Source organism: Actinoplanes sp. NBRC 101535 (assembly GCF_030269225.1).
Taxonomy (GTDB): Bacteria; Actinomycetota; Actinomycetes; order Mycobacteriales; family Micromonosporaceae; genus Actinoplanes; species Actinoplanes rectilineatus.
This window is the reverse complement of the sequence record NZ_BSSY01000006.1, coordinates 135,612-161,652: the sequence shown is the minus strand read 5'-3', so window position 1 is coordinate 161,652 and position 26,041 is coordinate 135,612. Positions and strand designations below refer to the sequence as shown.

Below are 26,041 nucleotides of genomic sequence, written 5' to 3'. Positions count from 1 at the left end.
CGTAAACGGAACTAGCTCAGGCCACCGAACAAGGTGGTCACCGAACCGTCGTCGAACACCTCACGGATCGCCCGCGCCAGCAACGGCGCGATCGACAGCACGGTGATCTTGTCGAGCTGCTTCTCCGGAGAGATCGGCAGCGTGTTCGTCACCACCAGCTCACTGATCCGGCTGTTCTTCAGACGCTCGGTCGCCGGGTCGGACAACAGCGCGTGCGTCGACGCCACGATCACGTCCGCCGCACCCTCCTCGAAGAGGATGTCCGCCGCCTTGGCGATCGTGCCGCCGGTGTCGATCATGTCGTCGACGATCAGACAGACCCGGCCCTCGACCTCACCGACCACCCGGTTAGCCACCACCTGGTTGGGCTTCATCGGGTCACGGGTCTTGTGGATGAACGCCAGCGGGCAACCACCCAGCCGGTCCGTCCACCGCTCCGCCACACGCACCCGGCCGGAGTCCGGCGCCACCACCGTCATCGGACGTCCGGCGAACTTGCGCTGCACGTAGTCGGCGAGGATGTCCATCGCGAACAGGTGGTCCACCGGGCCGTTGAAGAAACCCTGGATCTGCGCGGTGTGCAGGTCCACGGTGAGTATCCGGTTCGCGCCCGCAGTCTTCAGCAGGTCCGCCACCAGACGAGCCGAGATCGGCTCCCGGCCACGGTGCTTCTTGTCCTGACGCGAGTACGGATAGAACGGCAGAACGACGGTGATCCGCTTCGCCGACCCACGCTTCAACGCGTCGATCATGATCAGGGTCTCCATGACCCAGCGATTCACACCTTCGGTCATCGACTGGACGACGAACGCGTCCGAGCCACGAACCGAATCCTTGAACCGGACGAAGATCTCACCGTTGGCGAACTCGTACGAGTCCGACGGCGTCGGCGCCACGCCGAGCACCTGACCGATCTCCTCCGCCAGCTCGGGGTAACCCCGACCGGAAAAGAGCATCAGACTCTTACGGTTCTCCGCGACGATGCTGCCCATCGGATCGCTGCTCCCGTTGGATTAGGGGGTGGGGGGTTCGCAGTGAAGTATCCCTTGCGACAACGTAACCGCCACGTTTCGAGCCCGCCGCGTGGGATGGCTCACCCCAGCTGGATCACTCCTGCTCAGGGGTGATATCCGCGGCCCGCTGAGCCCGCTGCGCGGCGTCCGCCGACACCGTCCCGGCCCGGCGGCGCTCCGTCCACCCCTCGACGTTGCGCTGCGGGGCCCGGGTCACCCCCAGGTTGCCCGCCGGCACGTCCTTGGCCACCGCACTGCCCGCCGCCACGTACGCGCCGGGACCGATCTCGACCGGGGCGATCAACACCGTGTCCGAGCCGACGAACGCCGCCTCACCCACCGTGGTGAAATGCTTGTTCACCCCGTCGTAGTTCGCAAAGATCGTACCCGCGCCGATGTTCGCCTTGGCGCCGATCGACGCGTCACCCACATAGGTCAGGTGCGGCACCTTCGCACCGTCACCCAACTCAGCGTTCTTCGTCTCGACGAAACCGCCGACCTTCGCCTTACGGCCCAGCTTCGTGCCCGGACGCAGGTACGAGAACGGGCCGACGGTCGCCTCCACGCCGATCACCGCCCCGATCGAGTGAGTCCGCAGCACCGACGCGCCCGCACCGACCGTGGTGTCCACCAACGTGGTGTCCGGACCGATCACCGCACCCGTCGCCACCGTCGAGGACCCGGAGATCTGCGAATTCTGGTCCACCACCGCATCCGGCTCCAGCGTCGCCGTCACGTCGATCCACGTCGTCGCCGGGTCCAGCAACAGCACCCCGGAACGCATCCAGGCGTCGTTCACCCGATCGCGCATCAACACCCGCAGGCGTGACAACTCGGCACGGTCGTTGCAGCCCAGCGTCTCGTACGCGAACTCGGCCACCTCGATCGCCACCGGGTGACCCTGCGACGCCAGGATGGCGAACACGTCGGTCAGGTACTCCTCGCCCTGCGCGTTGTCGGTGGACAGCTTGCCCAGCGACTCCCGCAGCAGCGCGGCGTCGAACGCGTAGATCCCCGAGTTGATCTCGCGGATCCGGCGCTGCTCCTCGGTGGCGTCCTTCTGCTCGACGATCCGCTCCAGATTGCCGGCCGCGTCCCGGACGATCCGCCCCAGACCACGCGGCTCGGCGACCTCGGCGCTGAGCACGGTCGCCGCGGCACCGGCCCGCTCGTGCGTGGCGAGCAGCGCCTCCACCGTCTCCGCGCGCAGCAGCGGCACGTCGCCGCTGAGCACCACCACAGTGCCGGTCAGGTCGGTGAGCGAGTCCAGCGCGATACGCACCGCGTGCCCCGTGCCGTTCTGCTGCTCCTGCAGCACCGGCGTGGCATCCGGAGCGGCCTCGGCGAGGAACGCGCCGACCTGGTCCGCCTTGTGCCCGACGACGACCACGGTGCGGTCGGTCTTGATGCCCGCGGCGACGGCGAGCACGTGCCCGAGCAGGGTGCGGCCGAGGAGCGGCTGCAGGACCTTGGGTGTCGCGGACTTCATCCGCTTGCCCTCACCGGCGGCGAGGACGACAACGGTACGGCTGGGGGCCTGGCTCACGCGACAACTCCATCGTTTGCAGTGGCATCTTGCAGACGCGGCGTCACTTCAGCCGCCCGGGCCTAGCGGCGGGCCCTCTTACCACAGAATGGCTCGGCTGTCAGGACTCGAACCTGAAATAGGAGAACCAAAATCTCCAGTGTTGCCAATTACACCACAGCCGAAAGGTGCTGGAGACAGCCTAGCGTCCTTCCTCGACCGGGTGGGAGGCGGACGATGCCTGTCCGGCGACGGCTCGCATCACGCCCTCCATCCGCCAGTAGAACTCCCGGGACTTCGGGGCGTCGATGACCAGGCATCCGTGGTAGTCATCGCCCACGTTCGCCCGGCGGGTCTCCGGCACGTGCTTCTTGATCGTGGGCTTACGGAACCGGCTCCGCGGCACCCCCAGCCGACGGCACCACCAGTCGGTCGCCGCATCGGCGTCGGCGGTCTCGTGGATCTGCAGCCGATAGGCCAACTCGTCGGGGCGGTATCCGCCCAACCTGAGAAACCGCAGGTGCAGAGCCAGCAGATCGGCGTCGCTGTTGATGAAGGTGAGCCGGTCGTATCGCGCCCACGGCTTCGATTTCGACCCCTCACACCAATAGGCGACCGCGCCCAGAAGGAGGACGTCCCGGTCCGACAGGGCACCGACGTCACGGGCGGCCTGACCCCAGATCTCGGCCTGACGCTGGTCGCGGTCGGCCCGGTAGTCGTCCCAGCGGCCGGCGATCCGCTTCTCGGCCAGTTTGCGCTTCTCCTGCGCCCGCTCGGCGTCCGGGTCGAGCGGAACATGCCCCACCCACCGGAACGCCGTCGACTTCGCCACGCCCAGCCGCGCCGCGATGTCGTTGATCGACCAGCCCTCCTCCCGCAAGGTGACCGCTTCCCGGCGTACGTCGTCCTTGGCGTTGGGCCGGCGGGTCCACTCCGGTGGCTCGATCCCGCGCAGCCAGTCGGTCAGCGTCCCGTTGCTCACCCCGAACTGCTTCATCAGCTGTGCCCGCGACAACCCCGGGTCCACCCGCAGGCGCCGGGCTTCGGCCCGCGGGCCGGGGAGGTCTGCCGGAACACCATCGATAAGAGTCATGCGACTAGTTTATGCGGCGCTAGCCTGACGTGCCGCACTCCGGGTGTGCCATTCCTGGCAGGATGGGCAGGTGAGCGAGCACCACGAGACCAACGACGAGCCACGCCGCACCTCCGCCCCCCGAGTCCGGATGCCAGCCGCACAGCGCCGCGAGCAACTCATCACCGTCGGACGGCAGCTGTTCGCCGAGCGGGGTTTCGACGCCACCAGCGTCGAGGAGGTGGCGTCGCGGGCCAAGGTGTCGAAACCGGTCGTCTACGAGCACTTCGGCGGCAAGGAGGGCCTCTACGCGGTGGTCGTCGACCGCGAGGTGCGCGCGCTGCTCGACCGGATAGCGACCGCGCTGACCGCCGGGCATCCGCGGGAGCTGCTGGAGCAGGCGGCGCTGGCGCTGCTGGACTACATCGACGAGGAGCCGCACGGTTTCCAGGTGCTGACCCGCAATTCGCCGTTGCTGGCGGCGTCGGGCAATTTCTCCAGTGTGATGAACGATGTCGCCCATCAGGTGGAACACATCCTGGGTGCCGAGTTCCGCAGCCGGGGGCTGGATCCGAAGTTCGCCGAGCTCTACTCGCAGGCGCTGGTGGGCATGGTGGCGCTGGTGGGCCAGTGGTGGCGGGACGCGCGGAAGCCGAAGAAGGAGATGGTGGCCGCCCATCTGGTGAATCTGGCCTGGAACGGCCTGTCGCATCTGGAGCCGAAACCGAACCTGTTGACGCGAAAGGTGCGATGACCCGGCCGGGTCATCGCACCTTCGGTGGTGCTGTCGCGGTTCAGGCGGTGCGGCCCTCGCGGACCTGGCGGGGTGCTCCGGCCTGGGACTGCGGCGCCGACTTGCTGTAGAGGCTCGTGGTGATGAGCAGCAGGCCGGCGATGTAGGTGACGATCACCGTCGACATGGTGAAGCCGAAGAAGTTGGCGTCGGTGCGCAGCACCGCCATCGCGTAGGTGCCGAGGACCAGCAGGCCCCACCCGAGGTACTTGTCGGCCTCGACGTCGGCGTTGCGGCCGATCGCGGTGGCGAGCAGGACGATGCCGCCGACGGCGATCGAGATGATCGACCAGAGCATGTTGCTGCCCTGGCCGATGACGCGGACGCCGGGGCCGGTGAAGGCCTCGCCGGAGGTCTGGATCAGGCCCAGGACCCCGAAGACCACCAGGTAGGCACCGGTGATGAAGCCGACGATCCGGTAGATCGGCCGAAGCGGGTGGTTGACCGGGGTGTGCGCCATGGTTCCGTCTCCAAGGTCAGGTGTAGTCGTCCCGATTCTCGCGTATCCCCTTCAAGCGGCGCAGGCACACCCCCCGGATCAGTTACCGGACACTTGCTCGGCGAGTTCGAGCCAGGACTCCTCGACCTGATCGCGTTCGTCTTTCACCGCTTTGAGCTGGGCTTCCAGTTCGACGAGCTTGTCGTAGTCGCTGCCGTGCCGGGCCAGCTTCTCGTTGATCTTCGCTTCCTTCTCGTTGAGCTTGTCGAGCTGACGCTCGAACTTCGCCAGATCCTTGCGAGCCTGGCGCAGCTCACCCGAGGAGAGGCCGGGCGCGCTCGGTGCCGGCTGCGTCCCCTTCGCGGGTACGGCCGAAGCGGGCGTCCCGCCGCTGATCCGGTCGAGGTATTCGTCGATGCCGCCGGGAAGGTGCACGAGACGGCCGTCGCCGAACATCGCGTAGACGACGTCGGTGACCCGTTCGACGAGGTACCGGTCGTGGCTGGCCACGACCATGGTGCCGGGCCAGGAGTCGAGCAGGTCCTCCAGGGAGGCCAGCGTGTCGGTGTCCAGGTCGTTGGTGGGTTCGTCGAGGAGCAGCACGTTGGGTTCGGCGGCGAGCAGCCGGAGCAGCTGCAGCCGGCGGCGTTCGCCACCGGAGAGGTCGCTGACGGGGGTCCAGATGCGCTTGTCGGTGAAGCCGAACACCTCGGCGAGCTGGCCGGCGGAGAGTTCCCGGTCGCCGAGCTTGACCCGCTTGGCGACCTCTTCCACGGCCTCGAGCAGGCGCAGGTGGCCGGGCAGTTCCTTGAGCTCCTGGGAGAGGAACGCCGGCCGGACCGTGGAGCCGGTGACCAGGCGTCCGCCGTCCGGCTTGGTGACGCCGGCCAGCAACCGCAGCAGGGTGGTCTTGCCTGCGCCGTTGGCGCCCAGGATCGCGATCCGGTCGCCGGGGCCGACCTGCCAGGTCAGGTCCGCGAAGATGCTCTTCGGGCCGGCGTTGAGGGTGATGTCCTCCAGGTCGTAGACCTGCTTGCCGAGGCGGGTGGTGGCCAGCCGTTGCAGGCTGACGTTGTCGCGCACCGGCGGGACGTCGGCGATCAGTTCGTTGGCCGCGTCGATCCGGAATTTCGGTTTCGAGGTGCGGGCCGGCGGGCCGCGGCGCAGCCAGGCGATCTCTTTGCGGAGCAGGTTCTGCCGGCGGGCCTCGACGGCGGCGGCGACGCGCTGGCGTTCGGCGCGCGTCAGGATCCAGGCGGCGTAGCCACCCTCGTAGGTGTGCACCTCCTGGTCGACGACCTCCCAGGTCATCGTGCAGACCTCGTCGAGGAACCACCGGTCGTGGGTGACCACGACCAGCGCGCCCCGGCGGGTGACCAGGTGTTTGGCGAGCCAGTCGACACCGGCGACGTCGAGGTGGTTGGTGGGCTCGTCGAGGATCAGCAGGTCGCTCTCGCGGACCAGCAGGGCGGCGAGGGCGACCCGGCGGCGTTCGCCACCGGACATCGGCCCGACCGGGGTGTCCAGGCCGAGGTGTGCCATGCCGAGGCCGTCGAGGATGGTCCGGACACCGGCGTCGCCGGCCCATTCGTGTTCGGCGCCCATGCCCACCTCGAGCCAGGCGGTGCCGAGGACGACGTCCCGGACGGTCGCCTCGGCGGCCAGCGCCAGGCTCTGGGGCAGGGCGGCGACGCGGAGGTCACGCCGGTGGGTGACCCGGCCGGAGTCCGGTTCCTCGCTCTTGGCGAGCATCCGGAGCAGGGTGGATTTGCCGGCCCCGTTGAGACCGACGATGCCGATGCGGGCGTCGTCGTCCAAGCCGAGAGAGACATCGGTGAGCAGCTGACCGGCGGCGCCGTAACCCTTGTTGACCCGGTCCAGGTTGATGATATTCGCCACGATGCCCTCTAGATTACCCGCGCGCCGGGTTGCGGCCCGCGGGCGGTGACCGCGGCCCGGCACACTCCGGACTCCTCCAGGCCGGCGGCGATCTCCTGGGCGTGTGCCGCGTCGCGGGCCAGGAAGACACAGGTGGGGCCGGAACCGGAGACGATGCCGGCCAGGGCGCCCTCCTCCTCGCCTGCTTTGAGCACGTCGGCGAGCTGCGGGCGCAGCGAGAGGGCGGCGGCCTGCAGGTCGTTGCCGAGGGCGGCACCGAGCACCCGCGGGTTGCGCTGGCGCAGGGCGGTCATCAGCTGGTCCGGCCCGCCGAGCGCCTCGGGCGGCACGGAGCTGTCGCGCAGCGCGTCGAGCTCGCGGTAGACGGCCGGGGTGGACAGGCCGCCGTCGGCGATGGCCACCACCCAGTGCCAGGCGGTCGGCCGGGCCAGGATCGGGCTGACCGTCTCGCCGTGGCCGGTGCCGAGGGCGGTGCCGCCGTGCAGCAGGAACGGCACGTCCGAGCCGAGCTCCGCACCGACCTCGCCCAGTTCTTCGCGGGACATGCCGAGTCCCCAGAGCAGGTCGCAGGCGATCAGGGTGGCGGCCGCGTCGGCGCTGCCACCGGCCAGACCGCCGGCCAGCGGGATGCTCTTGCGCAGGTGCAGCCGGGCGTAGGCCGGGACGCGGGCCCGCGCGGCGAGCGCCCGGGCCGCCCGGATGATCAGGTTGGTCTCGTCGAGCGCCAGCTCGCCGGCGCCCTCACCCTCCATGGTCAGCGTCAGGGTGTCGCCGCGACGGGCGGTGAGCTCGTCGAACAACCCGATCGCGTGATAGATCGTGTTGAGTTCGTGGTAGCCGTCCGGGCGCAGCGGCCCGACCGCCAGGTGCAGATTGATCTTCGCCGGCACACGTACCTTCACCGGCCCCCGGTGCGGACGTGGCTGATCGTCGTCCGGCCCCCACGCCTCCGTCACGGAGTGATGTCCCGGATCGGCAGCTTGATCTCGAACGGCGCGCTCAGCTCGATCTCCGTCTCCGAGTCCGCGACCAACTCGTAGTGACCGTCGACCAGGTCGTAGGCGAAGACGTGCAACGGGTTCTGCTCGATCCGCCAGTAGTGCTTGATGCCCGCCGCGGCGTAGAGGCCCGGCTTCTCCATGCGGTCACGCCGCTTCGTCCCGGGCGAGACCACCTCGACCGCGATGGCCACCTGGTCGGGCAGGTAGTAGTGGTGGGTGAGGTCGATGGGCTGATGCAGCAGAACGACATCGGGCTCCGCGGTGTCCTTCAGCCCGAGGGCGACCCCGACAGCGGTCAGTCCGACGAAGGACTCGGGTGCATGCTGGCGAAACCAACTCCACAGCAGGTTTCCGATGAACTGATGAGCGCCCGTCGGGGAGGGGACCACAATCATGACTCCGTCACGAAGCTCGACGCGGGGAGCGTCGTCGGGGAGATTGAGAATATCCTCGATGAAGTAGCCGGCCTGACGCTGTGTCACCGGATCGGGAGACCACATGACGTTGCCGATCGGCTCCGCGGTCATGAGTTCAACTCCTTGGGCTCTGCGTCGGACGGGCTGAGTTTACCGCCGGGGGGCGACGAATTCGCCGCCGCCGCGATGGCGGCGAACTCTCCCACCGTCAACGATTCTCCCCTGGCCTGCGGGCTCACGCCCGCCGAGCGGAGCACCTGTTCGGCCCGGTCAGCGCCACCGGCCCAGCCGGCCAGGGCCGCCCGCAGGGTCTTGCGCCGCTGCGCGAACGCCGCGTCCACGACCGCGAAGACCTTCCGCCGTTCGGTGTCGGCGGGCGGTTCCCTGCGGGTGAAGGCGACCAGACCGGAATCCACGTTGGGCACCGGCCAGAAGACCGCGGGCGGCACCTTGCCGGCCGACCTGGCCTCGGCGTACCAGGCCAGCTTGACCGAGGGCACGCCGTACACCTTCGAGCCGGGCCCGGCGACCAGCCGGTCGGCGACCTCCTTCTGCACCATGACCAGGCCGCCGCGCAGGGTGGGCAGTTCGGCCAGCAGGTGCAGCACGACGGGGACCGCCACGTTGTACGGCAGGTTCGCCACCAGCATCGTCGGCGCCGGGTCGAACCGGTCGCCGGTGATCTTGAGGGCGTCGGCCGGGTGCACGGTCAGGTGTGCCGCGGTGACCGTCTCCGGCAGGGCCGCGGCCAGCGTCGGGTCGATCTCCACCGCGTGCACGTGCCGGACCGCGCCGACCAGGCCCAGGGTCAGCGACCCGAGGCCGGGGCCGACCTCCAGCGCGACGTCGTCCGGCCGCAGACCGGCCACGCCGACGATGCGCCGGATCGTGTTCGGGTCGTGCAGGAAGTTCTGGCCGAGCTTCTTGGTCGGCGCGACGCCGAGGCGTGCGGCGAGTTCCCGGATCTCCGCCGGGCCGAGAAGTGTGTCAGCCATGGTGAGAGCCTAAAGCGGGCGCTTCGGGGCGCCGGACACCGGCGGTCGGTCGGGCGACGGACGCGACTCTCCGGTGCCCCGCGGCCGGTGTCCGGACCCCGGTCAGCGCCAGCTCCCGAAGACCCGTTCGCCGTTGGCCGAGACGGTCGCGCAGAGGGTGTCCAGGTCCACGCCGCGAGCCTGGGCCAGCGCCCGCATGGTGATCGGGATCAGGTAGGACGCGTTCGGCCGGCCGCGGAACGGTGTCGGTGTCAGGTACGGCGCGTCGGTCTCCACCATCATCTGCTCGGGTGGGGTGATCGCGGCGGCCTCGCGCAGGTTCCCGGCACTGGCGAAGGTCACCGTGCCGGCGAAACTGAGGAAGAACCCGCGGCGTACGCACTCGGCCGCGAACTCCGCGTCGCCGGAGAAGCAGTGCATGACCACTTTCTCCGGGGCGCCCTCGTCGTCCAGGATCCGCAGCACCTCGGCGTGCGCCTGGCGGTCGTGGATGATCAGCGCTTTGCCGTGCCGTTTGGCGATCGCGATGTGGGCCCGGAAGCTCTCCTCCTGGGCGGCCCGGCCCTCGTCGCCGGTGCGGAACGTGTCCATCCCGGTCTCGCCGACGCCGCGGACCCGGGGGCGGGCGGCCAGCGCCTCGATCGCCCGCAGCGACTCGTCCAGGTCGTCGACGCGGGGCGCGTCGTTGGGGTGCAGGGCCACCGCGGCCAGCACCGATTCGTGCCGTTCGGCCAGGTCGGCGCCCCACTGCGAGGAGGCGACGTCGACGCCGACCTGGACCAGCCGGTCGACGCCGCTCTTGGCCGCGGCGGCGATCAGCGCCTCGACCGGGTCGCCGTCGCCGGGGAGTCCGGCCTCCTGCACGGTGAGGTCCAGGTGGGTGTGGCTGTCGAAGACGGGGACGGCGAGCGGCTCCGGAGCGGGCGGGAACTCACCCGCACGACGGGCCGCCTTGGCACGTCGCCGGTCGGAAGGTGACTGCTCGGAGGCGTTCGATGACATGTGAGACATTGTGCACGGCGCACTCTGACATAACCCTCTGTTCATCTCCCATCTACGGAGGAGGCTTAGGTTGCGCCGCGTGACCGTGATCGGTGAGGACAGTGAACTCGGCTCCGACCCGCTCGACCCTCCGCTGATGGCCCCGCTGCGTCCTGACCTCACCTGGCATCAGGTGCAGCAGATGAGCCAGTCGGTGGGTTACCGGGACGATCCGATGCTGCGGGCCATCCGTGCCACCGCGGTGATCCGCCGGGGCACCCGGATGACCAAGGTGCTCTCCCCGGCCCAGGTCGCCGGCCATCTCGGCGGCTGGTTGCCGTACGGCTTCTGCTACCGGTCCTGCGACATCGCCCACCTGCGGGAACCGCAGCAGCTCGCGTTGTTGCGCACCGACGGCGGTACCGATTCGCCGGTGGCGTTCGCGTTGCGCTGGCGGGCCACCGATCCGGCCGACTACGAGGTGCCCGCCGCCCCGGCCCACCCCGGTCTGGCCGCGCTGCCCGGCCACTCCCGGATCGGCGCAATGGTGCTGGGCACCGGTTTCACCCCGAGCGCCGACGACCTGATCCCGGAGTACGTGACGGCCGGGTTCGCCGATCTGCCGCTGTCCGCGAACGCCCAGTTGCTGGCGTATGTGCCGGGCGGTGACGAGGTGGTGCTGTACACGTACCAGCCGGAGCAGCACGGCTGGCTGCGACTGGCCGGCCCGCGATGGCGGAACCTGCTGAATGAGCTGCCCGGGGTCAGCCCGGACCGGGAGTACGTGCCGTGCACCGCGTCCGGCACCGCCAAGCTGGTCGGCCGGATCGACGACAAGGAGTACGAGGCGGTCGCCGACCCGCCCGGCGAGTTCCGGGTCCGCGCGCTGACCCGGGCCGCCCGCTATCCGGTGCGGAGTCTGAGCCGGCGGGCCGAGCAGGCCCGGTGGCGCGGGGTGTCCGCCTGGGTGCTGCAGCGTGACGAGACGTGGGCCCGGCTGCGGCTGCTGCGCCCGGAGGCGGACGCGATCGGCGCGACCGGGGCCCGCTGCTACGAGCGCGGTGTCTACGAGGCGTGGGCGCCGGTGGACGAGCTGGCCGATCACCACATCGCCGACATCGGGTACGCGCTGCCGGACGCCGCCTGACCGCGGGCGGAGACGAGAAAGGGCCGGCGGATCGCCGGCCCTTCGTCGTCAGTCCCGTCGGGGATCAGCTCTTGGTGAGCGCGGCCTCGCGGTACTTGGGGGTGTAGTTGTCGGCCCAGTCCCAGGTCCAGGCGTCGACACCGATGTAGCCCTTGGTCAGGCCGGCCGGGAGCTTGAGCGACCACTTGCCCTTGCTCGGCTTGAGCTTGACGCCGTCGAGAGCGCAGTACTTGAGGTACTGGTCGCTAGTGGTCCACTTCTTCCACTTCTTCGCCGGGGTCAGGCAGTACGCGGTGCCACCGTTGGTGATCCGGATGACGGTGACGTACACGTACGGCACGCCGCTGCCCTTGTCGGACACCGTTCCCTTGATCGTCTTCCAGGAGCCGACCTTGTTGGCGCCGGACGGCTTGATGATCGTGAGGGACGGCTTCGAGGTGTCCTTCAGGATGTTGATCGTGCCGACGTTGCGGCGGCTGCTGAGGCCGTTCTTGTTGCGGAACTCGATCTGCGGGGTGAACTTGCCGCTGAGCTTCTTCTCGGTGAGGGGGTCGCCGTTCTTGTACAGGATGTACCCGTTGATGGCGCCCTTCTTGGGTTGGCACGCTTGCTGTAGGTGCCGTCTCCCCAGTAGACCCGGACCTCGGTGGTGCCGGCCGGCACGCTGGTCATGTTCACCGCGAACGTGGTGCCCTGGTACGCGCTGGTCTTGCTCAGCTTGTACGTGCCCGGGATGGTCACCGTGACGGTCCTGGCCGCGGTGGTGAGGGTGTTGCCGGCCTTGTCGGTCAGCGTCTCGTACACCTTGAACGTGCCGTTCTTGGTGTACTTCTTGGTCCAGGTGGTCGAGGTGGCGCCGAGCGTGCTGCTGGTGCCGTCGCCCCAGAACACCTTCCGCACGATCTGCGCGTCCGGCGTCACGTTGTCGGCGTAGTCCGCGGCGGTCTGCGAGAACACCGTGCTCTGGCCGATCCACAGCGAGCCGAGGCTCAGCTTGAACGCGCCACCGGTCGGCTTGACCTTGTCCGGGGCGGGTGTCGGCGACGAGGTGGGCGAGGACGTCGGTGAGGCGCTGGGCGTGGTCGGCTCGACCGACGGCTCCGAGGGCTCCGGCGACGCCGACGACTCCGAGACGCTGGGCTCGGGCGACGGCGACTCCGACGCGGACTCCGAGACGCTCGGGTCCGGCGACGGCGACTCCGACTCGTCAGCGGTCAGAACGGTCGTCGAAAGCGGCCCTGCTGCCAGAGCCGGAGCCGTGTAGACCGCACCGCCAGCGACCAGCGCACCGCTGACCACGGCGGTCAGCACGGAACGCGAAAGTCCTGTCTTCAAAGGAACTCCTTCGAGGGGTTTGATCCACACGAAGGACGGGCGTCTCATCCGGACCACCACGCTGAAACGTGGCCGAACCGACGAAACGCCCACGTACCCCCGTGGTGGTCGTGACGGTACCGGATCTTCGTGACCTCGATCAATCCCTCGGCCGTCCACCGGTCGTGCAATGGGACACATCGACAGCGATGCCCGCCGCCCCGGATCGGGACGACGGGCATCAGCCGCGAGGAATCCGCAGGTCAGCTCTTGGTGATCTTGGCGGTGGCGGTCTTCCACTTGCCGTAGTTGTCGGCGTAGTCGACACCCCGGGCCGAGGCCCAGACGGTGCCCTTCTTCAGGCCGGACGGCACCTTGAACGACCACTTGCCCTTCTTGACCGGCACGTAGAACGCCCGGCAGACGGAGTCGAACGTCGCGTCGGTGACCTTCTGGAACTTCTTGTTCTTGTTCAGGCAGTAGTACGCACCGCTCGGCGTCATGAACTGCACGTCGACCAGGGCCCAGCCGGGGCCGGCGCCCTTGTCCGCGGCGGTGCCGGTCACGGTCTTCCAGGACTTCAGCCGGTTGGCGCTGGACGGCTTCTTGACCGTGACGGTCGGCTTCCAGCTGTCCTTGAGGACGTTGATGACGCCGGCCTTGAGCAGCGAGGACCGGCCGTTCGCGTTGGCGAACGACACGCTGACGGTCTTCTTACCGCTGAGCTTGGGCAGATTCGGGTCGCCGTCCTTGTACAGGATCCAGCCGTAGACCGTCTGCTTCTTGATCGCGGTCACCTTGTTCTCGGTGCCGTCGCCCCAGTTGACGAAGATCGCCTTCGTCCCGGCCGGGATCGCCCCGATCTTCACACCGAAGTCGACACCCTGGTAGACCTTGGACTTGGTCAGCGAGAGCTTGCCGTTCGGGGTGGTCACCTTGACCGTCTTGGCGGCGGTGGTGAGGGTGTTGCCGGCCTTGTCGGTCAGCGTCTCGTACACCTTGAACGTGCCGCTCTTGGTGTACCGCTTCTTCCACAGGGTCGAGGCGGGGCCGAGCGTGCTGCTCGTGCCGTCACCCCAGTAGACCTTCCGCACGATCTGCGCGTCCGGCGACACGTTGTCGGCGAAGTCCGTCAGGTTCTGCGTGAACTTGGTCTCCTGACCGATCCACAGCGACGTGACACTGAGCTTGAACGCGCCACCGGTCGGCTTGGCGGTGTCCTTCGGCGGCGTCGTCGGCGTGGTGGTCGGCGGCGTCGTCGGCGGCGTGGTGGTCGGCTCGCTCGACGGCTCCGTCGTCGTCGGCTCAGCCGACGGCTCGGTGGCGCTCGGGTCCGGCGACGGCGACTCCGACTCGTCAGCGGTCAGAACGGTCGTCGAAAGCGGCCCTGCTGCCAGAGCCGGAGCCGTGTAGACCGCACCGCCCGCCACCAGCGCACCGCTGACGACAGCCGTCATCAGGGAACGCGAAAGTCCTGTCTTCAAAGGAACTCCTCCGAGGGGGGTTGATCCACACGAAGGACGGGCAACGCCGCTCCACCATCGTAGCGACGAAACGCCCACGTACCCCCGTGATCAAACGAGACGGTACCGACGTTCGTCGAACTCTTCAATCCGATTTGGAGGCGCCGAGAGTTATCCATGTCACAAAAAGGCCCGCCAGCGCATACCGCGCCGACGGGCCTTTCGGAAGTGGACTGTCAGATCAGGACGTCTCGCCCAAGCGGGCCAGCTCCTCCTCCACCACCGACGGGTCGAGCTTGCGGAACACCGGCTTCGGCGTGCTCAGCGGGGTGCCCGCCACCAGCGGCACCGACTCCCAGCGGGTGCCGACCGTGTAGTCACCGGTGAGAACGGGGTACGACGGGCCGCCGTCGAGGTCGTCGACCTCCTCGATCCGCGGCATCGGCGCGTGCACGCCCTCGCCGCCGAGCAGCGCGAACACCTTCTGCGCGGAGTGCGGCAGGAACGGGGTGAGCAACGTGTTCGCGTCGCTGACCACCTGCAGCGCGACGTGCAGGATCGTCCCCTGGCGGGGCTTGTCCTCGTCGGACTTCAGTTTCCACGGGGCCTGCTCGGACAGGTATTTGTTGGCCTCGGCGACCACCCGCATCGCCTCACCGATCGCGGCCTTCTGCCGGTGTTTGCCGATCAGCTCGCCGACCGTGTCGAACCCGGCCCTGGCGACCGCGAGCAGCGCCTGGTCCTCGGCGGTGAGCTCGCCCGGGGTGGGGATGACGCCGAAGTTCTTCGCCGCCATCGAGACCGACCGGTTGACCAGGTTGCCCCAGCCGGCCACCAGCTCGTCGTTGTTGCGCCGGACGAACTCGGCCCAGGTGAAGTCGGTGTCGTTGGACTCCGGTCCGGCCGCCGCGATGAAGTAGCGCAGGGCGTCGGCGTCGTAGCGCTCCAGGAAGTCACGCACGTAGATGACCACCCGGCGGGACGAGGAGAACTTCCTGCCCTCCATCGTCAGGTACTCACTGGAGACCACCTCGGTCGGCAGGTTGAGCTTGCCGTAACCGCCGGCCTGGCCGCCCTTGTCGCCCTCACCGGAGTAGCCCAGCAGCAGCGCCGGCCAGATCACCGAGTGGAAGACGATGTTGTCCTTGCCCATGAAGTAGTAGCCACGGGCGTCCTTGCCCTGCGCATCGGCCGACCACCACTGCCGCCAGGCCTCCGGGTCGCCGGTGCGGCGGGCCCACTCGATCGAGGCGGACAGGTAACCGATGACCGCGTCGAACCAGACGTAGATGCGCTTGTCGGCGCGGTCGCGCCAGCCGTCGAGCGGGATCGGCACACCCCACTCGAGGTCGCGGGTGATCGCCCGGGGCTGCAGGTCGTCGAGCAGGTTGCGGGAGAACTTGAGGACGTTGGGCCGCCAGTTCTCCCGCCGGTCGAGCCAGCCGCCGATGGCCTCGGCGAAGGCCGGCAGGTCGAGGAAGAAGTGCTCGGTCTCGACGAACTTCGGCGTCTCGCCGTTGATCCGGGAGCGCGGGTTCACCAGCTGCTCCGGGTCGAGCTGGTTGCCGCAGTTGTCGCACTGGTCGCCGCGGGCGCCGTCGTAGCCGCAGATCGGGCAGGTGCCCTCGATGTAGCGGTCCGGCAGGGTGCGGCCGGTGGACGGCGAGATCGCGCCGAGCGTGGTGCGGGCGACGATGTAGCCGTTGGTGTGCAGCCCCTCGAACAGCTCCTGCACCACCGCGTAGTGGTTGCGGGTGGTGGTCCGGGTGAACAGGTCGTACGACAGGCCGAGCCCGTGCAGATCCTCGACGATCACCCGGTTGTAGCGGTCGGCGAGCTCGCGCGGGGTCACGCCGTCGGCGTCCGCCTGCACCTGGATCGGGGTGCCGTGCTCGTCGGTGCCGGACACCATGAGCACGTCATGGCCGGCCATCCGCATGTACCGGCTGAAAACGTCGGATGGCACTCCGAAGCCGGAAACATGACCGATGTGGCGCGGGCCGTTGGCGTAGGGCCAGGCGACCGCGGCGAGAACGTGACTCATGGTTCCTAAGCGTAATGACCGCCCCGGCGACACCGCGAACGGATAACCACCCCCGGCACCGCCGCGCCGATTTGTCCCGACACGCCCGATTAGTGACGTGATCACCGGTGCCCCGCGTCGTTAGATGAACGGGTGACCGGAGAAGCTCCACAGCCAGGGGAAACGCCCAGCAGTCAGGGTGACCCGTGGGCCAGCCCCGAACCGGACACCACCTGGTGGCGGGTGGAGACCGACCGGGAGCCCGCGCCGCCACCGACATCGCCGGTGCCACCGGCGCAGGCGGCCCCGCCGGCCGAACCCGTGACCCGGACCGCACCACCGGACGACGAGCGCCTGGCCACCACGGGCGAGATGCTGATCTTCGAAACCGACGGTACGGGTGCTCACGGCGTACCCCGGAAGGAGCGTGAGCGACCCACCGTGGCCCTCACCGCGCACCGCCCACCCGGCGTCCCCGGAGTGACGCCCCTGCCCGAGGTGAACGGATCGCCGGAGGTGACCGCCCGGCTGGAACGGATGGAACACTCGCCGTTCTGGCTCAGCGAGGAGGAACGCGCCGTCATCGAGGCGCGGACCCCGGACCCGGCCCCCGGACGCCGGCGCCGCCCACCGGCGCACAACCCGGTCGCCTCGCTGCTCGCCCTGATCACTCTCAGCCTGGTCGCGGCGTTCTTCGGCTGGGTCAGCGCGGAACCGTTCTGGCTCGCCGTCGGACACGGCGACCGCGGGTACGCCACCACCCTCGCCTGCCGCGGTGACGGCATCACCCAGCACTGCACCGGCCGGTTCTCCACCGCCGACGGCCGGCTCGCGGTCCCCAGCGTGACCCTGCTCGGCGTCGACGCGCAGAGCCGGGCACCGGGCTCCGTCTCGCCGGCCCGGATGGTCAGCGCGGGCAGCACGCAGGCCTACGCCGCGCCGGCCGGCCCCACCATGCACCTGCGCTGGGCGCTCGGGTTCGTGCTGGTGCTGATCTGCGGGTACGGCATCGCCGAGGCGACCGGGACCCGGCGGCTGGACTCGCCGAGCACCCGGCGGCGGGTCGTGGTGGCCTGTTTCGCCGGTCCTCTGCTGCTGCTCGCCGGTTTCCTGGTCGCCGCCTACTAGACCGGGGTGTGCACGATCGTGTAGACCTCGCGTTTGCGCAGGCCGTAGTCGTCGGCGACGGCCTGGATCGCGTCCCGTCGTGAGGCGCCCGCCGCCTCCCGCCGGGCCACCTCCTCGCGCAGTTCGCCGTCGTCCGGCCGGATCGCCGGGCCGGCCGGCGCGCCCGCCACCACCAGGGTGATCTCGCCGCGCACCTCGCCGGTCCCGGCCCACTCGGCCAGTTCGGCGGCGCCGCCGCGGCGGATCTCCTCGTAGGTCTTGGTCAGTTCCCGGCAGACCGCGGCCGGCCGGTCCGCGCCGAAGATCGCCGCCAGGTCGGTCATGGTGCCGGCGATCCGGTGCGGCGCCTCGAAGAAGACGAGCGTGCGCGGCTCGGCCGCGAGCTCGCGCAGCCGGGTCCGGCGGTTCGATCCGGACCGCGGCAGGAAGCCCTCGAAGACGAACCGGTCGCTGGGCAGGCCGGAGAGTGCCAGGGCGGTGGTCACCGCGCTGGGCCCGGGTGCCGCGGTCACCGGGTAGCCGGCGTCGAGCGCGGCACGCACCAGACGGTAACCGGGATCGGAGACGCTGGGCATGCCTCCGTCGGTGACGACCGCGACCACCGCGCCGGACGCGAGCGCCTCGACGAGCTCCGGGGTCCGCCGTTCGTCGTTGCCCTCGAAATACGAGACCACCCGCCCGCGTACGGTCACGCCGAGGTCCCGGGCCAGCCGGGCGAGGCGCCTGGTGTCCTCGGCGGCGATCACGTCCGCCGAGGTCAGGACGTCCCGTAGCCTGGCGGAGGCATCACCGACATTGCCCAGCGGGGCTCCGGCGAGGACGACCCGGCCACCGGTGTTCTGTTCATCTGGCACCGGAAAAGTGCATCACATCGCTGGACGCGGCGACGGCGGGCATCGTCTTCCAGCCGCGCGGCCTACGATCGCGGGGTGACAACGGCGGCGACAGCGCAGAGTGACATCACCACCCCGGACTCCTCCGCCGCGGCGGAGTCGTCCACGGGCGTGCGTGCCGTGCCCGAGCTCGTCCGGCGTCGGCTGTCGACGCTGGACCGGCGTTTCGATCCCTATTCCTGGCTGGTCACGGCGGTCATCGTGGTGGTCGCCGGGATCCTGCGGTTCGCCGGGGTCGGTGACGTCAAGGGGCACATCTTCGACGAGGTGTACTACCCCACCGACGCCTGGGACATGCTGCAGCACGGTGTGGAGTGGGACGAGAAGACGAACGGCCCGGCCTATGTGGTGCATCCGCCGCTCGGCAAGTGGCTGATCGCGATCGGCGAGCAGATCTTCGGCAACAACGAGCTGGGCTGGCGGTTCTCCACCGCGGTCGCCGGCACGGTGATGGTGCTGGTGCTGATCCGCGTCGCCTACCGGATGTTCCGGTCGATCGTGCTCGCCGCCACGGCCGGGCTGCTGATGGCCCTGGACGGCTTCCAGATGGTGCTGTCCCGCACCTCGCTGCTGGACATCTTCCTCGGCCTGTTCATCCTGCTGGCCTTCGCCGCCATGGTCCTCGACCGCGACCACTACCGGCAGGCCTGGCAGCGGGCGCTCGCGGACGGGTACGACCCGGAGACCACCCCCACCGTGCCGCGCATCGTGCCGTGGTGGCTGCTGGTTTCCGGCGTGATGTTCGGCCTGGCCTGCGGGGTCAAGTGGAATGCGCTGTTCTTCGCGCCGTTCTTCGCCGCCCTGGTGATCGCCTGGCGGGTGCAGGCGCGGCGGTCCGCGGGCGTCCGTGGACCGTTCCTGGCCGGCATCGTGGGCGACCTGGGCTGGCTGCTGCTGAGCTTCGTGCTGACGGTGCTGTTCTACCTGGCCTCGTGGACCGGCTGGTTCGTCACCGACACCGGCTACTTCCGGCACTACCGGGCGGACAACGACCTGAGTGAGCCGCCGGTGATCGGCGCCCTGCTCAACCTGATCCACTACCACTCCGAGGCGTACAACTTCCACAGCGGCCTGACCGAGAAGCACACCTACCAGTCGTGGCCGTGGCAGTGGCTGCTGCTCGGGCGGCCGGTGGCGTTCTACTGGAGCGGCAGCGGCAACTGTGGAGCCTCCAACTGCGCGGCGGAGATCCTGCTGGTGGGCACGCCCATCCTGTGGTGGTCGTTCCTGCCCGCGCTGGCCGCCCTGGTGTGGTTCGGTGTCGCCCGGCGGGACTGGCGGGCGTACGCCATCCTCACCGGCGCGGTGGCCGGTCTGCTGCCGTGGTTCTACTTCGCGATCAAGGACGGGCGGACGATGTTCGCGTTCTACGCCCTGCCCGCGCTGCCGTTCCTGATCCTGGCCGTCGTCTATGTCCTCGGCGCGATCATGACGCCACCGAGTGGCATGGCGGCCGGGGCGGCGCGGACCGATCGGCAGCTGATCGGCACGGTGGTGGCGGTGACCTATGTCGTCCTGGTCGCGCTGTGTTTCGCCTACTTCTACCCGGTTTTTGTGGGCACGCTCATGCCGTACGACGATTGGTCGGTGCGGATGTGGCTCGGCAGCCGCTGGATCTGATCCGGGCCGCTCGCGACAGCTCCTGACAATAGGCAACGCCCCGATCGCCTGCCACGGGGGAAGCGGGCGATTGGGGCGTGCAAGAAGGAGCTTAACGAGGTCCGATGGTGCGCACAACGGGTGCCATCACGAGATTCCCGTGTTGCTGCCACCATGGAAGAGATTCGGACATTATTCTCTTATCTCTCTAATGTTACTTATGCCCTCATGAGCGAGTCTCGCCTCCACGGTCGGAATGGCGACAGCAAATCGCTGGAGATTCCCGCGTAACGTCTTTGTGCCGCACCTGACGCCCCAGCTCAGCGAAATCCTGGGGGTTGCGGCACACATCCGAGGCCACCGGGTCAAACGTCGGCACTCCCCATTTCGTCCCATTTCGGGGGATCGGTCAGCCATCACCCATGTGGGTGATGCGTACCAAGATCGCCGATAAATGTTCTTATGGTTGCCGCGTGACTTCGCAGGAACCCAAAACTTCGCAAAACGCCGACCTACACGCTCCTGACACGGAAGTGATCACCGTGTCGGCGCCCGCCCCGGTGTTCGTGGACACCACCGGGCGACGCAGCCGGTTGCTGAGGCGCCTCGCGTTGGCCTTCGGTGTCCTCGTCGTCGCCTACGGCGGCCTGCTCAGCGTCAGCCTGGCCGGCGGCCCGGTGCGGTCCAGCGCCGTGCTGCCGCTGCCCGGACTCGAGGACGACGAGGAGAAGGCCGAGGCCACCCCGCCGGCCGCCAAGCCCACCCCGTCCGCCGAGCCGGTACCGCCGAGCGCGCCGACGACCCGCAAGTACGTCGCCGAATCGATCCAACGGCGAGACGACACCCCGCGGCGGAGCACCTCGCCGTCGCCCAGCCCGAGCGCCAAGCCGTCGAAGGCCACCCCCAAGCCGACGATCACCAAGATCCCGGAGAGCACCAGCACCCGGACGGAGTCGACGCCCCAGCCGTCCGCCACCGGTTCGCCCGCCCCCACGACCGGCGAGGTCTCCCCCGCACCGGCCGAGAAGACCATCGGCCTGCCCCCGCTCGGCGGCTCGGCGGCGGAGAACGCCGATGTGCTGGAGAGCTCGATCCCGCCGACGGGGGATACGGCATGACCGCTGTAGACCCGGGCACCCCTCGCCGCCGCCGGGCCCGCGGCCGCAGCCGCCGCCGCATCCTCCCGGCCCCCCGGGTGATGCTCGGAACCCTCGTCGTCGGCTTCTTCGTGGCCGTGCTGGTCGTGCAGGCGTACATCAACGCCGAGTTCACCAACGACCACGTGGAGACCGAGGTGGGCGACCAGGCCGGCGTCCCGAAGACGATCCTCGGCGGCGGGCCGATCATCAACACCACCGGCGGGCAGGAGAGCACCAGCCGGATGCCGGAACGCACGATCGCGCTCACCTTCGACGACGGGCCGGACCCGGTGTGGACCGAGCGGGTCCTCAAGGTGCTGAGCGACAACGACGCGCACGGCACCTTCTTCGTGGTCGGCTCGCAGGTCGCCCGGCACCCGGAGATCACCAAGAAGATCGTGGACGGCGGCAACGAGCTGGGCCTGCACACCTTCACCCATCCGAACATGCAGCGGCTCGCCCCGTGGCGGCGGGAACTCGAGCTGTCCCAGACCCAGGTGGCGATCGCCCGTGCCACCGGCGTACGCACCAACCTGGCCCGGTTCCCCTACTCCTCCAAGAACGCCGCGATCGACGAGGTGAACTGGAAGATCGTCAAGGAGGCCGGCGACCAGGGCTACCTGGTCGTGGTCAACGACCTGGACAGCAACGACTGGCAGCGCCCCGGCGTCGACAAGATCGTCAAGGACGCCACCCCGGCCGACGGCGGTTCCGCGATCATCCTGTTCCACGACGCCGGCGGCGACCGGTCGCAGACTCTGGCCGCGCTGGCCCGCTTCATCCCGGAGATGAAGGCCCGCGGCTACCGGTTCACCACCGTCACCGAAGGCCTCAACCTGGGCATCGACCAGGCGGCAGCCGCCGCGGCCGGGCGCACCGAGAGCACCGAGGCGATCTCCCCGCTGCCCCTCAACGCGGCGGCACCCTCGAGCGACGTGTGGCGCGGCCTGGCGGTGATCTGGACGGTCGGCCTGGCGGACGGCCTGGTCCTGCTGATCGCCACCCTCTTCGTGATCGTCGGCGCGCTGACCGTCGGGCGGACCGCCCTGTTGCTGGTACTGGCGACCGGGCACGCCCGGAAACGACGAAAGCCCGGCTGGAAGTGGGGGCCACCGGTCAGCGAACCGGTGTCGGTGATCGTTCCGGCGTACAACGAGAAGGAGGGCATCGAGGCGGCCGTCCGCTCGCTGGCCGGCGGCGACTACCCCGAGATCGAGGTGGTGGTGGTCGACGACGGATCCACCGACGGCACCGCCGACCTGGTGGAACGGATGCGCCTGCCGAACGTCCGGGTGGTCCGCGTCCCCAACGGCGGCAAACCGAACGCGCTGAACACCGGCGTCGCCCTGGCCCGGCACGACCTGATCGTGATGGTCGACGGCGACACCGTCTTCGAGGAGGACTCGATCCGGCGGCTGGTCCAGCCGTTCGCCGACCCGTCGGTCGGCGCGGTCGCCGGCAACGTGAAGGTCGGCAACCGGGACAGCATGGTCGCCACCTGGCAGCACATCGAATACGTGATCGGCTTCAACCTGGACCGCCGGCTGTACGAGATCCTCAACTGCATGCCCACCGTGCCGGGGGCGATCGGCGCGTTCCGCCGGGAGGCGCTGGCCCAGGTCGGCGGGGTCAGCGACGAGACCCTCGCCGAGGACACCGACGTCACCATGGCGATGTGCCGGGCCGGCTGGCGGGTGGTCTACGAGGAGAACGCCAAGGCGTGGACCGAGGCCCCGGCGACCCTGGAACAGCTGTACCGCCAGCGGTACCGGTGGAGCTACGGGACCATGCAGGCGATGTGGAAGCACCGCCGGGCACTGCTCGACTCCGGGCCGTCCGGCCGGTTCGGGCGGGTGGGCCTGCCGTTCCTGGCCCTGTTCGGGGTGGCCCTGCCGATGCTCGCGCCGGTCGTCGACATCATGCTGGTCTACGGCCTGGTCTTCTGGGAACTGTCCGAGACCGCCACGGCCTGGCTGGCGATGCTGGCCCTGCAGATGTTCACCGCCGCCGTCGCGTTCCGTTTCGACCGCGAGTCGATGAAGCCGCTGCTGCGCCTGCCCCTGCAGCAGTTCGCCTACCGGCAGCTGATGTACCTGGTGCTGATGCAGTCGGCGACGACCGCCCTGACCGGCGGCCGGCTGCGCTGGCACAAACTCAACCGGGCCGGCCTGACCCCACGTTCCCCGTCCCCCGAGGCGCCCCTGCCCGGCGGCAGCGTCGCGCCCGTGGTGGACACCTGGCCGCCGGTGCAGCCGGAGATGCCGCTGCCGCGTACCCCGATGGGTCGTGCCGTGGCCCCGCCGGCGGTGCCGGTACAGGGCGGATGGAGCGAGCACCGCCCCGATGACCTGCCGTCCGCCGGCTCGCCCCCGGCGAACGGTTCCGGCCCGGTCCGCGCCGGGTGACGAGGGTCTGCCGCTCCCGGTCGCACTGCAGCCGGGCGGGAGCGGCAGACCCTCCCTGCTCAGGCCAGGGCGAGATCCCGGATCAGCGTGTCCGGATCGATCATCTCGGCGTACGGGAACACCACGTGTAGCGACGTCCCGTCCCCCGGCCGGTCGGAGAGGGCCACCGTGGCGTGGTGCGCGTCCAGGATCCGCTTGGCGACCGCCAGCCCCCGGTCCGGCCCGGGAACGTCGGCCGGGTTCGCGATCGCCCCGTAGTACAGGTGCGGGAACAGGTCGGGCCGCATCCCGTCCGGCAGGTCCATGTCGTCGAGGCGGACGGTCGGCCCGGACTCCATCTCGGTACCCACCCGCACCCGGCCGCCCGCCGGCGTGTACTTCACCGCCGCGAACAACAGGTGGGTGAGTACCTGCTCGAGGCGTACCGGATCCGCGATGATCGGCAGCGACGGCCCGCCGGCCTGGTTGAGGATCCAGATGTGCTTGCTGGCCGCGATCGGCCGGACCGCCTCGACCGCCCGCTGGGTGACCCGGGTCAGATCGCACTGCCGCATGTGCAGGCTGTCCCCGCCCATCCCGGCGTCGGCCATCGTCGTCAGGTGGTCGATCAGCTCGCGGAACCCGCGCACGTGCGCCGCACTGGCCCGCCCGACCAGTTCCGCCAGGTCGCTGTCGTGGACCCCGGTGGTGCCGAGCCGGTCCAGGTACGCCGTCAGCAAGCGCAGCGAGGCCCGGAGCTCCCCGCCGACCAGTCCCGCCAGGTCGTCCTTGCGGCGCTCCAGCTCCTGCAGCCGGGCCGTGGTGTTGGCCAGGGCGAACGCGTACCGGCGCAGCTCCAGCTGGGCGGTCACCTGCCGGGCCAGGGCCCGCAGCGCCTGCTGCTGTTCCACGTCGAGCGTCCGGGGACGGATGTCCAGCACACAGAGCGTGCCGAGCGCGTACCCGTCGGTGGTCATCAGTGGGGCGCCGGCGTAGAACCGCAGACCGCCGCTCGTGGTCACCGCCGGGTTGTCGGCGAACCGGGCGTCCTGCTGTGTGTCCGGCACCATCAGGAGGTCCCGGCTGAGGATCGCGTGGGCGCAGAACGACACGTCCCGGGGGCTCTCCGCGATCTCCGCGCCGGTCCGGGCCTTGGCCCACTGCCGGTCGGCGTCGACCAGGCTGACCATGGATATCGGCACGTCACACACGCTGGCGGCCAGTGCGACGATGTCGTCGAAGTCCTTCTCCGGCGGGCTGTCGAGGATGTCGAGCGAGTAGAGCGCGGCCAGCCGCTCGATCTCGTTGTCGGGCAGTGGTGCTTTCATGGGGCGTCACCTCCGAGACTTGCTCCAGAGATACCACCAAAAAGTAGCCATTTTCATGTTTTGCCCGAGCAGTGGGCCGGGCGGGCCGTGTCCATGCCACCGTGTGACGTACCAGGCGCAACGCGGAACGGATGAGCGAGCGGTCGTATGCTTCCCGCCCATGAGCACCGACCAGTTCTCCTGCGGCACCTGCGGCGCCCTGCACGAGGGACCGCCGCTCAGCTTCGCCGCACCGGCGCCGGACTACTGGCGCCCGGAGATGGCGGACGACCCCGCCTGCCTGCTGGACGCCGATCTCTGTGTCGTCTCCGGAGAGCACTTCTACGTCCGCGGTCTGATCGAACTGCCCGTCTGGGAGACCGGCGACGTCTTCACGTACAGCATGTGGGTCTCCCTGAGCAGGGACAACTTCACCCGCGCGGTGGACGTCTGGGAGCAGCCCGGCCGCGAGACCGAGCCGCCGTACTTCGGCTGGCTCTCCAACGAGATCGCCGGCTACGAGCCCTCCACGCTGAACCTGCGAACCAACATCCACACCCGTCCGGTGGGCCAGCTCCCCTACATCGAGCTCGAACCCACCGGCCACCCGCTCTCCCTCGAGCAACACGCCGGCCTGACGATGGCCCGCGTCCAGGAGATCGCCGCCTTCCACCTCCACCGGCTGGAAGACCTCTAGATCAACCCCACACGGGGGTACGCCTACCGTCAGTCCCGTGGCCACCCAGCCCGGTCAGCAGGCGTGGGCGAGACGAGTGGCCGCCAGCTGGTTGAGCGACACGTTCTGCTCCGCGGCCTCGATGGCCAGCGCCCGATGCACCTCAGCCGGGACGCGAACCATGAACTTGCCGGAGAAGACACGCTCCCCCATCGGCACCGGAACAGTCTCGGCGTTCGCCTGCATGTCGGCGATCACCTCGGTGGCCAGGTCCTGGATGCCCTCGAACGCCTCACGCCTGGTGGGCGCGAGCCACGACAGCGACGGCAGCTCAGCAACGGTGCCGACATACTCGTCATCCTCAGCGGACCAGCGGACACGGTAGCTGTAGTGCTCTGCTGGGTTGGTCACGGCATGTCCTCCAACTTCTTGATCGCGGCCAGAACCTGCCTCACCTGATAAGCCTTGGCCTTCCCGTGATCATCCTGGATATTGACCCGAGGATCACCCGGCCAGGGCGTCCGAAATACTCGGTGAGAACCGCCAGTGCCTGGCCGCGCCGCCCCGAAGAAGCTCTCGCAGACCTTCCGCAGGTCGCTGAACGGGATGTTCGCCGGATTGCTCCGCATCTCAGCAAGAATCTTATCGACGCTGACCACCATCACATAGTATCGCATGTGATACTAGATGTTCTCGCCGAACAGCCCTCGAGACTCATCCGCTTCGCACCCCTCAAACACGACAGATCGTCGAAGCAGAGCGCAACAGCCGACGCGAAGCGCGCCCATCCGACCGGCGAAGCGCGAGATGACCACTCAGCGGGACCACGACACC

General features: G+C 69.3%; 24 protein-coding genes and 1 tRNA gene. 7 read left to right on the top strand and 18 right to left on the bottom strand.

What is annotated here, in order from left to right; translation table 11 throughout:
• Window positions 1–11: 11 nt before the first annotated feature.
• From QSK32_RS18550 to QSK32_RS18535, 4 genes are all read right to left on the bottom strand, one after another.
• On the bottom strand, window positions 12–992 hold the full coding sequence (locus tag QSK32_RS18550) for a ribose-phosphate diphosphokinase (protein ID WP_045740062.1): 981 nt from the start codon (window positions 990–992) through the stop codon (window positions 12–14).
• 115 nt (window positions 993–1,107) lie between these two features.
• Window positions 1,108–2,559 (bottom strand): bifunctional UDP-N-acetylglucosamine diphosphorylase/glucosamine-1-phosphate N-acetyltransferase GlmU, encoded by a 1,452-nt coding sequence (glmU, locus tag QSK32_RS18545; RefSeq protein WP_045740063.1) that lies wholly within the window; start codon window positions 2,557–2,559, stop codon window positions 1,108–1,110.
• 89 nt (window positions 2,560–2,648) lie between these two features.
• A tRNA-Gln gene (locus QSK32_RS18540) sits at window positions 2,649–2,723 on the bottom strand.
• A 17-nt stretch (window positions 2,724–2,740) separates the two neighbouring features.
• Window positions 2,741–3,631 carry a helix-turn-helix domain-containing protein gene (locus QSK32_RS18535; protein ID WP_285472628.1) on the bottom strand — a complete coding sequence of 297 codons (891 nt, stop codon included), beginning with the start codon at window positions 3,629–3,631 and terminating at the stop codon, window positions 2,741–2,743.
• 130 nt (window positions 3,632–3,761) lie between these two features.
• Here QSK32_RS18535 and QSK32_RS18530 point away from each other — a divergent pair, with 130 nt between their 5' ends.
• Window positions 3,762–4,364 carry a TetR/AcrR family transcriptional regulator gene (locus tag QSK32_RS18530; RefSeq protein WP_045740208.1) on the top strand — a complete coding sequence of 201 codons (603 nt, stop codon included), beginning with the start codon at window positions 3,762–3,764 and terminating at the stop codon, window positions 4,362–4,364.
• 40 nt (window positions 4,365–4,404) lie between these two features.
• Here the strand turns inward: QSK32_RS18530 and QSK32_RS18525 are convergent, their stop codons facing one another.
• The 6 genes from QSK32_RS18525 to QSK32_RS18500 form a co-directional block, all read right to left on the bottom strand.
• The gene (locus QSK32_RS18525; RefSeq protein ID WP_045740065.1) at window positions 4,405–4,863 is read right to left on the bottom strand and encodes a DUF4383 domain-containing protein; all 459 of its coding nucleotides are present in this window, start codon (window positions 4,861–4,863) and stop codon (window positions 4,405–4,407) included.
• A 78-nt stretch (window positions 4,864–4,941) separates the two neighbouring features.
• Window positions 4,942–6,741, bottom strand: coding sequence for an ABC-F family ATP-binding cassette domain-containing protein (locus QSK32_RS18520; protein WP_045740209.1), 1,800 nt, complete (start codon window positions 6,739–6,741; stop codon window positions 4,942–4,944).
• Window positions 6,742–6,749: 8 nt separating this feature from the next.
• Window positions 6,750–7,697, bottom strand: coding sequence for a 4-(cytidine 5'-diphospho)-2-C-methyl-D-erythritol kinase (locus QSK32_RS18515; RefSeq protein WP_045740066.1), 948 nt, complete (start codon window positions 7,695–7,697; stop codon window positions 6,750–6,752).
• Window positions 7,694–8,269: a Uma2 family endonuclease gene (locus tag QSK32_RS18510; RefSeq protein ID WP_211275266.1), complete on the bottom strand. Its 576-nt coding sequence runs from the start codon at window positions 8,267–8,269 to the stop codon at window positions 7,694–7,696. Before QSK32_RS18510 ends, QSK32_RS18515 begins: the two co-directional genes overlap by 4 nt.
• A complete protein-coding gene (gene rsmA / locus QSK32_RS18505; protein WP_285472627.1) occupies window positions 8,266–9,153 on the bottom strand; it encodes a 16S rRNA (adenine(1518)-N(6)/adenine(1519)-N(6))-dimethyltransferase RsmA in 888 nt (295 codons plus the stop codon). Before rsmA ends, QSK32_RS18510 begins: the two co-directional genes overlap by 4 nt.
• A 102-nt stretch (window positions 9,154–9,255) precedes the next feature.
• Window positions 9,256–10,164, bottom strand: coding sequence for a TatD family hydrolase (locus tag QSK32_RS18500; RefSeq protein WP_425394609.1), 909 nt, complete (start codon window positions 10,162–10,164; stop codon window positions 9,256–9,258).
• Between the two features lie 70 nt (window positions 10,165–10,234).
• On the opposite strand from QSK32_RS18500, the gene QSK32_RS18495 reads away from it, so the two are divergent.
• Entirely contained in the window at window positions 10,235–11,281 is a 1,047-nt protein-coding gene (locus tag QSK32_RS18495) for a hypothetical protein (RefSeq protein WP_285472626.1), read from the top strand.
• Between the two features lie 64 nt (window positions 11,282–11,345).
• Here QSK32_RS18495 and QSK32_RS18490 read toward each other — a convergent pair whose 3' ends face one another.
• The 4 genes from QSK32_RS18490 to metG form a co-directional block, all read right to left on the bottom strand.
• Window positions 11,346–11,642, bottom strand: coding sequence for a hypothetical protein (locus QSK32_RS18490; RefSeq protein WP_285472625.1), 297 nt, complete (start codon window positions 11,640–11,642; stop codon window positions 11,346–11,348).
• Window positions 11,643–11,725: 83 nt separating this feature from the next.
• On the bottom strand, window positions 11,726–12,616 hold the full coding sequence (locus tag QSK32_RS18485) for a hypothetical protein (RefSeq protein WP_285472624.1): 891 nt from the start codon (window positions 12,614–12,616) through the stop codon (window positions 11,726–11,728).
• Window positions 12,617–12,858: 242 nt separating this feature from the next.
• On the bottom strand, window positions 12,859–14,052 hold the full coding sequence (locus QSK32_RS18480) for a hypothetical protein (protein ID WP_285472623.1): 1,194 nt from the start codon (window positions 14,050–14,052) through the stop codon (window positions 12,859–12,861).
• A gap of 247 nt (window positions 14,053–14,299) precedes the next feature.
• Window positions 14,300–16,102 (bottom strand): methionine--tRNA ligase, encoded by a 1,803-nt coding sequence (gene metG / locus QSK32_RS18475; RefSeq protein ID WP_285472622.1) that lies wholly within the window; start codon window positions 16,100–16,102, stop codon window positions 14,300–14,302.
• Between the two features lie 132 nt (window positions 16,103–16,234).
• Between metG and QSK32_RS18470 the strand changes: the two genes are divergently transcribed.
• Window positions 16,235–17,209 (top strand): hypothetical protein, encoded by a 975-nt coding sequence (locus QSK32_RS18470; RefSeq protein WP_157410707.1) that lies wholly within the window; start codon window positions 16,235–16,237, stop codon window positions 17,207–17,209.
• Here QSK32_RS18470 and rsmI read toward each other — a convergent pair.
• The gene (gene rsmI, locus QSK32_RS18465) at window positions 17,206–18,063 is read right to left on the bottom strand and encodes a 16S rRNA (cytidine(1402)-2'-O)-methyltransferase (RefSeq protein ID WP_285472621.1); all 858 of its coding nucleotides are present in this window, start codon (window positions 18,061–18,063) and stop codon (window positions 17,206–17,208) included. The two genes, QSK32_RS18470 and rsmI, sit on opposite strands and share 4 nt — an antisense overlap.
• Window positions 18,064–18,138: 75 nt before the next feature.
• On the opposite strand from rsmI, the gene QSK32_RS18460 reads away from it, so the two are divergent.
• The 3 genes from QSK32_RS18460 (at window position 18,139) to QSK32_RS18450 (ending at window position 23,245) form a co-directional block, all read left to right on the top strand.
• Window positions 18,139–19,722 (top strand): dolichyl-phosphate-mannose--protein mannosyltransferase, encoded by a 1,584-nt coding sequence (locus tag QSK32_RS18460; protein ID WP_285472620.1) that lies wholly within the window; start codon window positions 18,139–18,141, stop codon window positions 19,720–19,722.
• A gap of 521 nt (window positions 19,723–20,243) precedes the next feature.
• The gene (locus QSK32_RS18455) at window positions 20,244–20,819 is read left to right on the top strand and encodes a hypothetical protein (RefSeq protein ID WP_285472619.1); all 576 of its coding nucleotides are present in this window, start codon (window positions 20,244–20,246) and stop codon (window positions 20,817–20,819) included.
• Window positions 20,816–23,245 carry a bifunctional polysaccharide deacetylase/glycosyltransferase family 2 protein gene (locus QSK32_RS18450; protein WP_285472618.1) on the top strand — a complete coding sequence of 810 codons (2,430 nt, stop codon included), beginning with the start codon at window positions 20,816–20,818 and terminating at the stop codon, window positions 23,243–23,245. Before QSK32_RS18455 ends, QSK32_RS18450 begins: the two co-directional genes overlap by 4 nt.
• A 59-nt stretch (window positions 23,246–23,304) precedes the next feature.
• On the opposite strand, the gene QSK32_RS18445 is transcribed toward QSK32_RS18450, so the two are convergent.
• On the bottom strand, window positions 23,305–24,552 hold the full coding sequence (locus tag QSK32_RS18445; protein WP_285472617.1) for a GAF domain-containing sensor histidine kinase: 1,248 nt from the start codon (window positions 24,550–24,552) through the stop codon (window positions 23,305–23,307).
• Between the two features lie 160 nt (window positions 24,553–24,712).
• On the opposite strand from QSK32_RS18445, the gene QSK32_RS18440 reads away from it, so the two are divergent.
• Window positions 24,713–25,228: a DUF2199 domain-containing protein gene (locus tag QSK32_RS18440; RefSeq protein ID WP_285472616.1), complete on the top strand. Its 516-nt coding sequence runs from the start codon at window positions 24,713–24,715 to the stop codon at window positions 25,226–25,228.
• 54 nt (window positions 25,229–25,282) lie between these two features.
• On the opposite strand, the gene QSK32_RS18435 is transcribed toward QSK32_RS18440, so the two are convergent.
• Window positions 25,283–25,618, bottom strand: a complete 336-nt coding sequence (locus tag QSK32_RS18435) for a type II toxin-antitoxin system HicB family antitoxin (protein ID WP_045740080.1) — start codon at window positions 25,616–25,618, stop codon at window positions 25,283–25,285.
• On the bottom strand, window positions 25,615–25,884 hold the full coding sequence (locus tag QSK32_RS18430; RefSeq protein ID WP_285472615.1) for a toxin HicA: 270 nt from the start codon (window positions 25,882–25,884) through the stop codon (window positions 25,615–25,617). Before QSK32_RS18430 ends, QSK32_RS18435 begins: the two co-directional genes overlap by 4 nt.
• Window positions 25,885–26,041: the final 157 nt, after the last annotated feature.

What these genes read in the sequence shown, in the direction of transcription:
- QSK32_RS18530 (WP_045740208.1), top strand. Translation starts at nt 3,762, where the DNA reads ATGCCAGCCGCACAGCGCCGCGAGCAACTCATCACCGTCGGACGGCAG.
- QSK32_RS18480 (WP_285472623.1), bottom strand. Translation starts at nt 14,052, where the DNA reads ATGACGGCTGTCGTCAGCGGTGCGCTGGTGGCGGGCGGTGCGGTCTAC.
- QSK32_RS18550 (WP_045740062.1), bottom strand. Translation starts at nt 992, where the DNA reads ATGGGCAGCATCGTCGCGGAGAACCGTAAGAGTCTGATGCTCTTTTCC.
- QSK32_RS18450 (WP_285472618.1), top strand. Translation starts at nt 20,816, where the DNA reads ATGACCGCTGTAGACCCGGGCACCCCTCGCCGCCGCCGGGCCCGCGGC.
- QSK32_RS18440 (WP_285472616.1), top strand. Translation starts at nt 24,713, where the DNA reads ATGAGCACCGACCAGTTCTCCTGCGGCACCTGCGGCGCCCTGCACGAG.
- QSK32_RS18500 (WP_425394609.1), bottom strand. Translation starts at nt 10,164, where the DNA reads ATGTCTCACATGTCATCGAACGCCTCCGAGCAGTCACCTTCCGACCGG.
- QSK32_RS18510 (WP_211275266.1), bottom strand. Translation starts at nt 8,269, where the DNA reads ATGACCGCGGAGCCGATCGGCAACGTCATGTGGTCTCCCGATCCGGTG.
- QSK32_RS18535 (WP_285472628.1), bottom strand. Translation starts at nt 3,631, where the DNA reads ATGACTCTTATCGATGGTGTTCCGGCAGACCTCCCCGGCCCGCGGGCC.
- rsmA (WP_285472627.1), bottom strand. Translation starts at nt 9,153, where the DNA reads ATGGCTGACACACTTCTCGGCCCGGCGGAGATCCGGGAACTCGCCGCA.
- QSK32_RS18430 (WP_285472615.1), bottom strand. Translation starts at nt 25,884, where the DNA reads ATGCGATACTATGTGATGGTGGTCAGCGTCGATAAGATTCTTGCTGAG.
- metG (WP_285472622.1), bottom strand. Translation starts at nt 16,102, where the DNA reads ATGAGTCACGTTCTCGCCGCGGTCGCCTGGCCCTACGCCAACGGCCCG.
- QSK32_RS18445 (WP_285472617.1), bottom strand. Translation starts at nt 24,552, where the DNA reads ATGAAAGCACCACTGCCCGACAACGAGATCGAGCGGCTGGCCGCGCTC.
- QSK32_RS18525 (WP_045740065.1), bottom strand. Translation starts at nt 4,863, where the DNA reads ATGGCGCACACCCCGGTCAACCACCCGCTTCGGCCGATCTACCGGATC.